Source organism: Citrobacter sp. wls615 (genome assembly GCF_005281355.1).
Classification (GTDB): Bacteria; Pseudomonadota; Gammaproteobacteria; order Enterobacterales; family Enterobacteriaceae; genus Citrobacter; species Citrobacter werkmanii.
The window spans coordinates 129,188-140,997 of record NZ_SZXM01000020.1; the positions used below are offsets into that span (position 1 = coordinate 129,188).

At 49.0% G+C, this 11,810-nt stretch carries 14 protein-coding genes; 8 read left to right on the forward strand and 6 right to left on the reverse strand.

The annotated features are described in order from the left end of the window. Positions 1-161 precede the first annotated feature (161 nt). Together mppA and FDX04_RS06610 are read left to right on the forward strand one after the other, a co-directional pair. Positions 162-1,775 (forward strand): murein tripeptide ABC transporter substrate-binding protein MppA, encoded by a 1,614-nt coding sequence (gene mppA, locus FDX04_RS06605; RefSeq protein ID WP_137370650.1) that lies wholly within the window; start codon positions 162-164, stop codon positions 1,773-1,775. A 273-nt stretch (positions 1,776-2,048) separates the two neighbouring features. Continuing rightward, positions 2,049-2,918 carry an aldo/keto reductase gene (locus FDX04_RS06610; RefSeq protein ID WP_137370651.1) on the forward strand — a complete coding sequence of 290 codons (870 nt, stop codon included), beginning with the start codon at positions 2,049-2,051 and terminating at the stop codon, positions 2,916-2,918. A gap of 85 nt (positions 2,919-3,003) precedes the next feature. Here FDX04_RS06610 and FDX04_RS06615 read toward each other — a convergent pair whose 3' ends face one another. Next, positions 3,004-3,567: a MarR family winged helix-turn-helix transcriptional regulator gene (locus FDX04_RS06615; RefSeq protein WP_137365455.1), complete on the reverse strand. Its 564-nt coding sequence runs from the start codon at positions 3,565-3,567 to the stop codon at positions 3,004-3,006. Between the two features lie 116 nt (positions 3,568-3,683). Between FDX04_RS06615 and FDX04_RS06620 the strand changes: the two genes are divergently transcribed. Then, positions 3,684-3,914, forward strand: a complete 231-nt coding sequence (locus tag FDX04_RS06620) for a glutaredoxin domain-containing protein (protein WP_032939694.1) — start codon at positions 3,684-3,686, stop codon at positions 3,912-3,914. Positions 3,915-3,980: 66 nt separating this feature from the next. Next, the gene (locus FDX04_RS06625) at positions 3,981-4,250 is read left to right on the forward strand and encodes a Rho-binding antiterminator (protein WP_137370652.1); all 270 of its coding nucleotides are present in this window, start codon (positions 3,981-3,983) and stop codon (positions 4,248-4,250) included. 29 nt (positions 4,251-4,279) lie between these two features. On the opposite strand, the gene FDX04_RS06630 is transcribed toward FDX04_RS06625, so the two are convergent. Then, positions 4,280-5,050, reverse strand: coding sequence for a DeoR/GlpR family DNA-binding transcription regulator (locus FDX04_RS06630; RefSeq protein ID WP_137370653.1), 771 nt, complete (start codon positions 5,048-5,050; stop codon positions 4,280-4,282). A gap of 116 nt (positions 5,051-5,166) precedes the next feature. On the opposite strand from FDX04_RS06630, the gene FDX04_RS06635 reads away from it, so the two are divergent. From FDX04_RS06635 to FDX04_RS06645, 3 genes are all read left to right on the forward strand, one after another. Then, the gene (locus FDX04_RS06635) at positions 5,167-5,550 is read left to right on the forward strand and encodes a VOC family protein (protein ID WP_137370654.1); all 384 of its coding nucleotides are present in this window, start codon (positions 5,167-5,169) and stop codon (positions 5,548-5,550) included. Between the two features lie 172 nt (positions 5,551-5,722). Continuing rightward, positions 5,723-6,352 carry a carboxymuconolactone decarboxylase family protein gene (locus tag FDX04_RS06640; protein ID WP_137370655.1) on the forward strand — a complete coding sequence of 210 codons (630 nt, stop codon included), beginning with the start codon at positions 5,723-5,725 and terminating at the stop codon, positions 6,350-6,352. A gap of 40 nt (positions 6,353-6,392) precedes the next feature. After that, positions 6,393-7,445: an NAD(P)-dependent alcohol dehydrogenase gene (locus FDX04_RS06645; RefSeq protein ID WP_137370656.1), complete on the forward strand. Its 1,053-nt coding sequence runs from the start codon at positions 6,393-6,395 to the stop codon at positions 7,443-7,445. Between the two features lie 38 nt (positions 7,446-7,483). Here FDX04_RS06645 and FDX04_RS06650 read toward each other — a convergent pair whose 3' ends face one another. Then, the gene (locus tag FDX04_RS06650; protein ID WP_137370657.1) at positions 7,484-8,515 is read right to left on the reverse strand and encodes a mechanosensitive ion channel family protein; all 1,032 of its coding nucleotides are present in this window, start codon (positions 8,513-8,515) and stop codon (positions 7,484-7,486) included. Positions 8,516-8,758: 243 nt separating this feature from the next. Between FDX04_RS06650 and FDX04_RS06655 the strand changes: the two genes are divergently transcribed. Then, positions 8,759-9,019, forward strand: coding sequence for a DUF2534 family protein (locus FDX04_RS06655; protein ID WP_137370658.1), 261 nt, complete (start codon positions 8,759-8,761; stop codon positions 9,017-9,019). Between the two features lie 47 nt (positions 9,020-9,066). Here FDX04_RS06655 and uspE read toward each other — a convergent pair whose 3' ends face one another. From uspE to ogt, 3 genes are all read right to left on the reverse strand, one after another. Then, positions 9,067-10,017 (reverse strand): universal stress protein UspE, encoded by a 951-nt coding sequence (gene uspE, locus FDX04_RS06660; RefSeq protein ID WP_137370659.1) that lies wholly within the window; start codon positions 10,015-10,017, stop codon positions 9,067-9,069. A 151-nt stretch (positions 10,018-10,168) separates the two neighbouring features. Then, a complete protein-coding gene (gene fnr / locus FDX04_RS06665) occupies positions 10,169-10,921 on the reverse strand; it encodes a fumarate/nitrate reduction transcriptional regulator Fnr (RefSeq protein WP_003020397.1) in 753 nt (250 codons plus the stop codon). Positions 10,922-11,115: 194 nt separating this feature from the next. Further along, positions 11,116-11,631, reverse strand: a complete 516-nt coding sequence (gene ogt, locus FDX04_RS06670; protein WP_038640835.1) for a methylated-DNA--[protein]-cysteine S-methyltransferase — start codon at positions 11,629-11,631, stop codon at positions 11,116-11,118. Positions 11,632-11,810: the final 179 nt, after the last annotated feature.

Here is an 11,810-nt window from a genome sequence, read left to right on the forward strand (position 1 = left end):
GTTACTCGCAGTGTTGTGCAAAATGTATGGATAATCAAATCGTTTTCACACGCTTATCTTTTCAGGTGTAATATCACTTTCTTGTCGGAAGTTAATTGCATTTCCTGCTGGCGATACAAATAATTACACATTCACTTAGTAGCCGGAATTGAGGGTATTTTATGCAGCATTCTGTTTCAGTAACCTGTTGTGCGCTGTTGGTTAGCAGCATTTCCTTATCCTGGGCTGCTGATGTTCCCAGCGGAACGGTACTGGCAGAGAAACAAGAACTGGTGCGGCATATAAAAGATGAACCGGCGTCACTTGATCCGGCAAAGGCCGTCGGACTTCCTGAAATTCAGGTTATTCGTGATTTATTTGAAGGGTTGGTCAATCAGAATGAGAAGGGAGAAATTGTTCCTGGCGTCGCCACCCAGTGGAAAAGTAACGATAACCGCATCTGGACGTTTACGCTACGCGACAACGCGCAATGGTCCGATGGTACACCGGTAACGGCGCAGGATTTTGTCTACAGCTGGCAGCGTCTGGTTGATCCCAAAACACTATCACCGTTTGCGTGGTTTGCTGCGCTGGCGGGTATTAGCAATGCTCAGGCGATCATCGATGGCAAAGCAACGCCTGATAAGCTTGGCGTTAGCGCAGTCGATGCGCGTACATTGAAAGTTCAGCTGGATAAACCGCTCCCCTGGTTTGCCAACCTGACGGCAAGTTTTGCATTTTATCCGGTACAAAAAGCCAACGTCGAAAGCGGCAAAGAGTGGACCAAACCGGGGAATTTGATTGGTAACGGCGCCTATGTGCTCAAAGATCGCGTCGTAAATGAAAAACTGGTCGTTGTACCGAATACGCATTACTGGGACAACGGCAAAACGGTTCTGCAGAAAGTTACCTTCCTGCCCATTAATCAGGAATCGGCAGCCACCAAGCGCTACCTTGCGGGTGATATTGATATCACTGAATCCTTTCCGAAAAACATGTATCAGAAACTGTTGAAGGATATTCCGGGCCAGGTTTATACCCCGCCTCAGCTTGGCACTTACTATTATGCCTTCAATACCCAGAAGGGACCGACTGCTGATTCCCGCGTGCGTCTGGCGCTCAGCATGACGATCGATCGTCGTTTGATGGCGGAGAAAGTATTGGGTACCGGCGAGAAGCCCGCATGGCATTTTACGCCGGATGTTACGGCAGGATTTGTACCTGAACCTTCGCCGTTTGAGCAAATGAGCCAGGAAGAGTTGAATGCTCAGGCGAAAACGTTGTTGCGTGCAGCAGGCTATGGTCCGCAGAAGCCGCTGAAACTGACGCTGCTGTACAACACCTCTGAAAACCACCAAAAGATTGCTATCGCTGTGGCTTCTATGTGGAAGAAGAATCTCGGCGTTGACGTAAAACTGCAGAATCAGGAGTGGAAAACCTATATCGACAGCCGTAATACCGGCAATTTTGATGTGATCCGCGCTTCCTGGGTGGGGGACTACAATGAGCCTTCTACGTTCCTGTCGTTATTAACATCGACCCATACGGGCAATATCTCCCGCTTTAATAATCCGGCATACGATAAAGTTTTAACTCAGGCTACGTTGGAAAATACCGAGAAGGCGCGAAATTCGGATTATAATACGGCAGAGAAAATTCTGATGGAACAGGCACCTATTGCGCCAATTTATCAGTATACCAACGGGCGGTTAATTAAACCGTGGCTGAAAGGGTACCCGATTACTAACCCGGAAGATGTCGCATACAGTCGCACAATGTATATTGTGAAGCACTGATTAAGAAGTAGCTGGTTACCGGCATGGGCAAAGAGCGCCACTGCCGGGCAGCCCTGAGAATAAACAAAGGGTACGCGCTCCACTCAGCCAAACCCGTTCTGATACATTCAGCAAGAGTGATGTCGTCGCCCTTATCCCTTCTTGCCGTATCTTCAACAGAATAACCTCGTCTGTATTAATGAATTCCATGCATAGGTCAAATCAGAGATGACAGGCTAATCACGGCGGGGGTTCTGGCCTAATATGGTGTTTTAACATGACAGGGGCTTGGCCGTGGAATACTCAGTACTAAGTAACAACCGCAAAATGCCGATGGTTGGTTTTGGCGTTTTTAAGGTCACCGATAAAGAAGAGTGTAAGCAGTCGGTATTAAGCGCTATTCGTACCGGTTACCGCCTCATCGATACCGCAGCCGTGTACAGCAATGAAGATGCCGTGGGTGAGGCGGTTCGTGCAGCCATTGCCGAAGGTCTGTGTACCCGCGAGGAGTTATTTATCACTTCTAAGCTGTGGGTCCAGGATATGGTCAACTACGATATGGCTCAAGCCGGTATTGAGGCGTCGCTGAAAAAATCGGGCCTGGAATATATTGATCTTTATTTATTGCATCAGGCCATGGGCGATTATTTCAGCGCCTGGCGCGCGCTGGAAGAGGCTTATGAAGCCGGTAAACTGAAGGCCATTGGCGTCTCCAACTTCTATGCGCATGTATTAGCTAACTTCTGTGAAACCGTCAGAATTAAGCCGATGGTGAACCAGGTCGAATTACATCCTTACTTTGCGCAACCTGTAGCTATCGAAACCATGAAGCGCTATAACGTTCAGCCTGAAGCCTGGGCGCCGTTAGGCGGTGGCAGGCATAAACCGTATGAAGATGAAATGCTCCAGGGGATTGCGGATGCCCATCAAAAAACGGTTGCTCAGGTCGTTCTGCGCTGGAACGTGCAGCGCGGCGTCACGGTGATTCCTAAATCCACCCGGCAGGAGCGTATTGCAGAGAACTTTGCCATCTGGGATTTCTCACTCACGGATAGTGAAATGGCGCAAATCAGCGCGCTGGATCTAGGCTATGTGGGTGAGGCGGTGAAGCACTTTTACCCTGAATTCGTCCGCGGCTGCCTAGGTGTTAAAATCCATGACTGAGCGTGGAGAAAACGTCGCGAGCTCGTAAAACGGACAACTTTTTTGCCTGCGTTAAAATGGCTGGTGTGATTTTCCTTCAGCTATTTTAAGTTTCCGGGGGCTGGTGCTCCCGGCAAATCAGCAACGCATCCTCTTCACTCAATCTCTCTTTCGTCAGATTACAATATCCCTGACCACCCGTTTTTTGGTGGAAGCGACAGCTATGGCAAAGTCCAAAGCCAGGCACATTGTTGGTCCGCTGGATCCCACGTAAAAGTTCAAACAGTAGCTCCTTAAGTACAGTCGCGCGTTCACCCATCGCCGTTTCACCCGCCACCAAAAACGTTGGCGGGAGCAGGGCGTCCAGTAACGTACCGGCTGATTCAGTTAACTGTAAATGTACGCTGCGTTTATCGCGGGCATCCTGCTTACGAACAATCAGTCCTTTGCTTTCCAGCAGCTTCAGCGATTGCGATACGGTGCCTTTGGTGAGGCCGAGGTAGTCCGTTACGCCAAGCGGCGTATTGGAATAACGGTTGCAACGGGCCAGATACATTAACGCGCTGAGTTGTACTGGTTGCAGATCCGCCAGTAATGGATGTTGGCGAAACCACATCCTTGTAAGGCTGGAAAGCCTGTCCAGGACATCGAAAAGTGACATGTCGTGCATAACAACTTCCTCCTCGACATATAGTATCGATTAAAAACTATATTGACAAAGCATAAAAGTGGCGTAGTATCAATTATAGTATCGAATCGATACTATAATTTAAAGGGAGATATATCATGACTAAAGCCCGTTTTTATCATGCCGGTTGCCCGGTTTGCGTTTCCGCAGAACAAGCGCTGCTTCAGCATCTGTCCTCCGATGTTGAAATCGATGTTATTCACCTGGGAGAGCAACCTGGCCGGGTTACGGAAGCAGAACAGGCTGGCGTGAAGTCCGTTCCTGCGCTGGTGATCGACGGCAATGTGCTGCATATCAATTTTGGCGCGCCCATTGAAGCGCTGAAATAACCTGGTGCGTTCGGGAAGTGGCGTAAGCAATTTCCCGAACATCCGCGGCAATAAGGAAGAGGCGTTATGAATGTGACGGGAAAATACCATCCTATAGATTGCGAACTTCACGATTATCTGGAAATCGCCTGTCTGTACCATTATTGGTTACGTATTGAGCTAACCGATGGCTCGTGTATGAATGTCACAGCGTTGACGACCTGCACCACCAGAGATAAAGAAGAGTTTCTGGTGGTGGAATACAATGGCAATCCGCTAAAAATTCGTCTGGATCGTTTGTCTGCGATCGCCGCGCTGACGGCCGGGGCGACGTTTAGCGTCGTCAGCTTTCCTTGAGTAACGACGCAACGAACGCGCCGCCGCTGTTATACGGTATAAATACGAATGTCATGCGCCTGGAAAGCCGTGGCATACTCTTTGCTGATATTTTCCTCCACGACAATCACATCAATATTGCTGCTTTCGGCGACGACATAGCGGGCGACGGCTGGGATCTTTTCCGCCGTCAGTGCGACGATAGTTTCATTGCACTGTTTGATTACCGCTTTTTTGAACTCGCAATCCGCATAATCAAATCCGGTTAAGCCGGATTCTGGCGACATCGCGCAACCGCCAATAAAACCCTGATCGAATAAGATGTTCTGCACTTGGGCGATGGCGGTGGCCCCCACACATCCACCCGAGGATCTCTGTACCGCGCCGCCTAACATGATGACCTCAAACAGCGGTTTTTCCAGCAAAACGGCGGCAATCTCTGGGGAGTTAGTCACTACGGTTAACGCCAGTTCGGCGGGCAGGGCTTCAGCCATCGCTAAATTTGTGCTGCCCGTGTCGATAAAAATGCAACTGCCGGATTTGACCAACCGGGCGCACCTCTGCGCGATACTGTTTTTTTTCGCCACATTAATGTTCTTGCGTACAGCGATGTCTTCGGATTCAGGAAGGGCAATGACCGCGCCGCCATAAACCTTTTTACACACGCCATCTTTACTTAGCTCATGCAGGTCGCGGCGGATCGTATGTTCAGAAACGCCTAGCCGACTGGCGAGCTCGGAACAAATGACTCTGCCGTTTTCCTGCAAGATCTGATAGATAAGCGCCTGGCGCTGTTCCGGGAAGGCAGCATAATCAAGCATAAATACTCCAGATAAAACAAATAACGAGCAATAATGAGCATGATCGTGCATGATGATTAACGATGTCAACACCCTTGAGAACGTACTGTTCGAAATACTACGAGAAGAGGTTCGCGATGAAGATTGCGCATATGGCTTTATGGACACAGGATCTCGAGCAGCAAGCTCGTTTCTGGGTCACGTTCTTTGACGGCAAGATTAACGAAAAATACTGCAGTAAAACCAATCCTGGATTTGAATCTTATTTTGTGCGTATTGGCGATGAGGTTGCGATTGAAATAATGACCAAACCGGGCCTTACAAGACGGCAGCCAGACAATAATACCTGTGGATGGGTACACCTTGCGCTCTCTGCAGGCTGCGCGGAAAAAGTTGATGCCATCGCGAGACGTGCGCAGGAACAGGGGATTTTACTTTCTGCTCCACGAACTACCGGTGATGGCTATTACGAAGCGGTAATACAAGATCCTGACGGCAATTTAATTGAGATTGTTGCCTAACGTTGTACAAATTTCCCTGCTGATAAATGGCATCGGGGACTGATTATTGATGAGTATTGTTCATAGGTTCGTTCTTATTTAACCCTCTAATCAGCGGTGTGTCAGGCCTCTATAATTTTACTGTTTTCAGTATCCGGCGGCAGTACGCTGGCGTTATTTTGGAGAGTCATACATGCAACATCAACTGGATGCCAGACAGCAGGCAATCATACCTATTGCCGCGTTTACCGCTACAGGTCAGGGTGAAAACCTGGACGCGGCGTTGAATGCCGGGCTGGATGCGGGGCTCACCCTCAATGAAGTGAAGGAAATTCTACTACAGCTTTATGCTTACTGCGGTTTTCCCCGCAGCCTGAACGGACTTGCTTGTTTAATGTCTGTGGTTAAACGCCGTAGAGAAAGAGGAATTACCGACGCAGAGGGAAATCCGGCCACGCCGCCGACGGAGGGCTGGGACAGCTTCCTGGCGGGGAGTCGCACACAGAGCCAGCTCGTTGGGCATCAGGTCAGTGGGCCGCTGTTCGACTTTGCCCCTGCCATTGATGTCTGGCTAAAGGCACATTTATTTGGCGATATTTTTCAGCGTGATGTCCTTAACTGGAAGATGCGGGAGTTAGCGACGGTTTCTGCGTTAGCGGTATTAGGCGGTGTGAACAGTCAACTGAAGAGCCATTTTGCTATCAGTCTGAATATCGGTATGACTACTGATCAACTGATTGAATTTATTGCAATACTTGAACAGCATTGTGGTGCTGAGATAGCGACTAATGCCCGCGCTGTTCTTGATGAATGTCGCTTATGAATGCTGGTTAAGGTAATACCTAATCCCTGAGGAAATCATAATGGTCATGAACGTGAAGGGTTATGCCGCTCTGGCGGTGAAAGAAGATCTGGTTCCACACAGCTTCGTTCGTCGCGATCCGCGCGAAGATGATGTGGTGATTGATATCTTGTACAGCGGTGTTTGCCACTCAGATATCCACAACGCCTATAATGACTGGGGCGGCGCTAAGTATCCGATGGTGCCGGGACACGAAATCATTGGCCGTGTGGTGCATGTCGGGAAGTCGGTGACCAAATTTGCCGTAGGCGATCTCGCCGGGGTTGGCTGCATGGTTGACTCATGCCAGCATTGTAGCGCTTGCGAACAGGGGCTGGAGCAATATTGCGAAGAGGGTAACACGCTCACGTATAACGATATCGATCGTCATGACGGGCTGCCTACCTTCGGGGGCTATTCCGACAAGATTGTCGTTACCGAAAAGTTTGTGGTGAAGGTGCCAGAAGGGATAGATTTACGCGGTGCCGCGCCGCTGCTTTGTGCCGGGATCACCACATGGTCGCCGCTGCGTCACTGGCAGGTTGGAGAGGGCAGTAAAGTCGCGGTTGTTGGGTTGGGCGGCCTTGGGCATATGGCCATCAAACTCGCTAATGCGTTGGGGGCTGAAGTTACGCTGTTCACGCGTTCTCCGGGCAAAGAAGCAGATGCCAGACGTCTGGGCGCCAGTCACGTTGTGCTTTCCACTTACCCTGAGCAGATGAAGGCCGCCGCTAATCAGTTTGACCTGATTATTGATACTGTCCCGTACGTTCATGACCTGAATCCCTATATCCCAACGTTGGCGCTAAGCGGTACGCTGGTGCTGGTTGGCTATCTGGGCGCGTTGGATCCGTTCCTGAATACGGTTCCCCTGATTCTCGGGCGGAAATCTGTTGCGGGGTCGGTTATCGGCGGGATTGCAGAAACGCAGGAGATGTTGGATTTTTGCGGCCAGCACGGTATTACAGCCGATGTCGAAGTGATCAATATTCAGGATATTAATAACGCCTGGCAGCGGATGTTGAAAAGCGATGTGAAATACCGCTTTGTAATTGATATTGCCTCGCTGAAATAACGGTAGAAAGACGCGGATTTCCGCGTCTTTACTTTTTGTTAGTGTGCCGATGGCGATACTTCAGGATTATCCATATACAGCGTCTGGCTGGGGAATGCAAAGTCGGCGCCGTTTGCCTGGACTATCGAAATGATTTTCAAATAAACGTCTTGTTGTACTGTAAGCCATTCCTGCCATATGGTAGTTTTCGTGAAGCAATACACCATGATATTTAATGATGAATCTGCAAATTCATTGAAATAGACCAGTAGCGTTTGCTTCTGGTCTATCCCTGGATGATTTTGCAGCATTTGCCTGACCGCCTCGACAACAGCCTCAATTTTATCGGCATCTTCATATCGTAACCCGATCACCGTTTTGATTCTTCTGTTGGTCATACGCCCTGGATTTTCTACGCTGATAGAGGAGAAAATCGAGTTTGGGACATATAACGGACGATGATCGAAGGTGTTTATTTTGGTCATTCGCCAGCCAATTTCTGTCACTGTGCCTTCAATATTACGGTCCGGGGAACGGATCCAGTCACCGATGCTAAACGGTCTGTCGAAGTAGAGCATGATGCCGGAGAAAAAATTGCTCAGGATGTCTTTACCTGCCATACCTACAGCGATACCACCGATGCCGCCAAAGGTTAGCAGACCAGATAAGCTCATGCCGAAATGTTCGCCATACAGCAAAATGATGGCGACCACGATGGTAATCTTAATGATCCGCGACAGGATCCCCGCGCTGGTAATATCTCTGCCTTTATTAATCTGCGTTTTTTCAAACTGATTAATCACCAGAAAGAGTTTGATCGTCAGAATCAGCGCAATCAACGAGGTGCAGATAAAATCGACTACGCTGGGAGAGATAAATTTCAGGTTGTAACTCTCGATCACGTTATTGGCAATACTGCCGAACGTTCCAATGATAATGGCATAGACGAAAAATTGTGCCGCATGAAATATGAATCCTTTGCAACGTCGTTCGCCACGGTGAAACCAAACGCTCATCAGCACCAGTGCGGTAAAACAACTGAGAATTACCGTCAAATTAAACGCATTATTCATAAACAGTTCAGCGATCATGATCCTTCCTGGCAGCTCCGTGGTTGCTAAATATCATCTGACATTCTGCTCATCGGATATTTTACGCAGTTTTGGCGCTCAGATCATTAACCAAAGGGCGAGAGAAATAATGCAATCAGCGCTAATTTCAGCGCAATCGCGCAGGGGTCACTGATGAATAGGCGTTATGTAGCAGACAGTAAGTTGATGTCATGGTATTGTTAGCGCAAGGTAACGAGTTTTTATCTGCAAAAGGACAGTACTATGATCATGGCTAAGCTGAAGACAGCGAAGGGACGAAAGTTTTTGTTGTGCCTGCTTGGAGTGTTTATTATCGCAGCGTCAGTAGTCACGCGAGCGACGATCGGTGGCGTTATTGAACAGTATGACATTCCGCTATGCGACTGGACCGCCTCAATGTATGCCATTCAATCTGCAATGATTTGTGTCTACAGCATGGTGTTTACCATTCTGCTTGCCATCCCTCTGGGCATCTACTTCCTCGGTGGCGACGAGAAACACTAATTATTTGTTATGCCGGATGAATATCCATCCGGCATTGTATGGTGTGGTTAGTCGTCTTCGTCGTCGTCCAGCTCAACGGGCGTCTGATACTGATCCGGCTTGATAACCAGCAGGTCACAGCGTAGATGATCGATAACCTGTTCCGCGGTATTTCCCAGGAACGCGGCAGAGATGCCGGTACGTCCAACGGTGCCCAGGACCACGATGCCCGCCTGTAAGTGTTCGGCTAAATCAGGAATAACCTCTTCAGGCAACCCTTTTTCAACGTGTGTTACTTTCTCATCAATACTGAATTTCTGCCGTAATGCCTTCATGGCCAGCAAATGCTGTCCACGGATCGCATCGTTATATACGCTGGGATCAAATTCAGGGAGCTCAATCGCAATGTTGATGGGGGTAACAGGGTAGGCGCCAACCAGATGCACTTCGGTATGGTTAACCTGTTCCGCCAGTTGCAGCGTTTCTTTGACCAGTTTTTCATTGAGGGCGTTGTGATAGGCCTCTTCACTGGCGAGGTTCACCGCAACCAGCGCTTTACCGCCCTCAGGCCATGGCTGGTCTTTAACCATCCACACTGGGCTTGGACATTTACGCAATAAATGCCAGTCGGTTGGGGTGAAAATCACGGCTTCCAGACGGTCGTGTTGGTGCGCCATTTTTAGCACCAGGTCATGTTTCGCACTGATGACTTCCTGGATGATGGCTTCAAAGGGGCGGTTGTGCCAGACTACTTTTATCTCAAGTGGGATCCCTGCTTCGATATAGTATTTCGCTTGTTCACGTATCCACGCCGTTCGCTGGCTGATGACACCCTGACGCATTGCCGTACGCTCATCGGGCGACAGCAGGGTAGTCATCTCATAGGAAAAGTCGTAGATCGGCAAAAAGGCTTTAATTTTGCCACCAATCCGTTGATGCAAATAAACAGCTCGCCGTAATGCTGGTTGATCGTCCTGGTTAGGGTCGATGACGACCAGCATATTTTTATACATAGCCATACAGGGTCTCCTTACAACTGTCATCGCAGTTTGTAATTAAAAGAGTAACCCAATAATGTGGATTGAAACAGGGGAGAACCTCCTGCCAGATCAATAAATCGGGAAAATTTAGTGATTTGACAGGAGGATAACAGAGATATTTGCAGAACGATTATGCAACGTTACGCGTGTGGCCAGCAAGAACTGCCAGAGCGTCGCTATTCTCAATAGTGATATATTTGCCTTTTACCGCCAGCATACCGCTTTTCTGGAAACGACCCAGCAGACGGCTAATTGTTTCAACCGTTAGACCGAGGTAGTTACCGATGTCGCCACGGGTCATGGTCAGGCGGAATTCACGAGGCGAGAATCCACGCTGGGCGAAGCGGCGGGACAAATTGTAGATAAAGGCCGCCAGGCGTTCTTCAGCGTTTTTCTTCGACAACAGCAGGATCATGTCCTGGTCGCCTTTGATTTCGCCACTCATCAGACGCATCATCTGTTGACGCAGATTCGGCATTTTGCCGGACAGATCATCCAGAGTTTCGAAAGGAATCTCGCATACCATTGAGGTTTCCAGCGCCTGGGCAAAGCTGGGGTGATGACCGCTGCCAATCGCGTCAAAACCTACCAGGTCACCTGCCAGATGGAAACCGGTGATTTGCTCATCGCCTTGCTCGGTAATGGTATAGCTTTTAATCGTTCCGGAGCGGATAGCATAAAGTGATTTAAGCTCATCACCTGCTTTAAAGAGCGTCTGCCCCTTTTGGATAGGCTTTTTGCGCTCGATGATGTTATCGAGCTGGTCAAGCTCATGCTCGTTAAGTGTGAACGGGATGCAAAGCTGGCTGATGCTGCAATCCTGGCAATGGATAGCACAACCGCCAGACTGAATGCGCCGTATAATTCGCTTTTCCGGGATCATAGGTCTGCTCAAGCCGTAATTGATATTTGTCAATTTTAACATCTTTTTGGTGAGCACGTAAGCCTGAGCTACTCCCAATAGAGAATAATTCAGGCATAACTGGGTTGAATGTTTGTATCTACCTGATTAACCGCACTTTATTTAAGGCTGTATTATGTGGAAGTGTGATGAATAAGGCATTAATTGCCTGGATTCTAGAGTAGCAAATAGCCCTCATGACGCAATAACCACTCTTTTCGTTGCACACCACCGGCATATCCGGTCATGGTACCGTTACGCCCAATGACGCGATGACAAGGGACGACAATGCTTACCGGGTTTGATCCATTCGCCGCCCCGACGGCTCTGGCAGCACCAGGACGTCCCAGTTGTTCGGCCAGTTGACCATAATGCATGACCTGTCCACAGGGAATGGTACGTAACGCTTGCCAGACTTCACGCTGGAAAGGTGTCCCTGCGGTGGCGGTTTCCAGTGTGTCAATAATGCTAAGGTTTCCGGCAAAATATTCAGCCAGCTTATCACTCAATCCGCCAGGGTTTTTGGCAGCAATACGCTGATAACCTTCAGCGCGATAATGAATGTCCAGCAACTGCACCATACGATCGCTGTGTTGATCCCATTCGACCGCGCGCAGACGAAATTGCTCATCGCAAATAATCCACAGCGGGCCCAACGGTGTGGCGATGGTATCTTCCAGTAAGTTCAGCATCCGTTTCTCTCATTACAGCATTACAGGCAAGGTGACACATTATCACGCCAGTTATCGTCGCAGCTATACCTCTAAAAATGGATATCAGTTTGTTGGAAGTAGATCGCTTTCACGGCGTGAATCTGGTGAATTATTGGAAATAACCGTAAACCGTTGTCGGTATAACAGTGCGCGGTTAT

Bases quoted from the DNA above. Each gene is read 5' to 3' on its own strand.
- mppA (WP_137370650.1), top strand. From the start codon at position 162: ATGCAGCATTCTGTTTCAGTAACCTGTTGTGCGCTGTTGGTTAGCAGC.
- FDX04_RS06615 (WP_137365455.1), bottom strand. From the start codon at position 3,567: ATGCACGACATGTCACTTTTCGATGTCCTGGACAGGCTTTCCAGCCTT.
- FDX04_RS06620 (WP_032939694.1), top strand. From the start codon at position 3,684: ATGACTAAAGCCCGTTTTTATCATGCCGGTTGCCCGGTTTGCGTTTCC.
- FDX04_RS06625 (WP_137370652.1), top strand. From the start codon at position 3,981: ATGAATGTGACGGGAAAATACCATCCTATAGATTGCGAACTTCACGAT.
- FDX04_RS06630 (WP_137370653.1), bottom strand. From the start codon at position 5,050: ATGCTTGATTATGCTGCCTTCCCGGAACAGCGCCAGGCGCTTATCTAT.
- FDX04_RS06635 (WP_137370654.1), top strand. From the start codon at position 5,167: ATGAAGATTGCGCATATGGCTTTATGGACACAGGATCTCGAGCAGCAA.
- FDX04_RS06640 (WP_137370655.1), top strand. From the start codon at position 5,723: ATGCAACATCAACTGGATGCCAGACAGCAGGCAATCATACCTATTGCC.
- FDX04_RS06645 (WP_137370656.1), top strand. From the start codon at position 6,393: ATGGTCATGAACGTGAAGGGTTATGCCGCTCTGGCGGTGAAAGAAGAT.
- FDX04_RS06650 (WP_137370657.1), bottom strand. From the start codon at position 8,515: ATGATCGCTGAACTGTTTATGAATAATGCGTTTAATTTGACGGTAATT.
- FDX04_RS06655 (WP_137370658.1), top strand. From the start codon at position 8,759: ATGATCATGGCTAAGCTGAAGACAGCGAAGGGACGAAAGTTTTTGTTG.
- uspE (WP_137370659.1), bottom strand. From the start codon at position 10,017: ATGGCTATGTATAAAAATATGCTGGTCGTCATCGACCCTAACCAGGAC.
- fnr (WP_003020397.1), bottom strand. From the start codon at position 10,921: ATGATCCCGGAAAAGCGAATTATACGGCGCATTCAGTCTGGCGGTTGT.
- ogt (WP_038640835.1), bottom strand. From the start codon at position 11,631: ATGCTGAACTTACTGGAAGATACCATCGCCACACCGTTGGGCCCGCTG.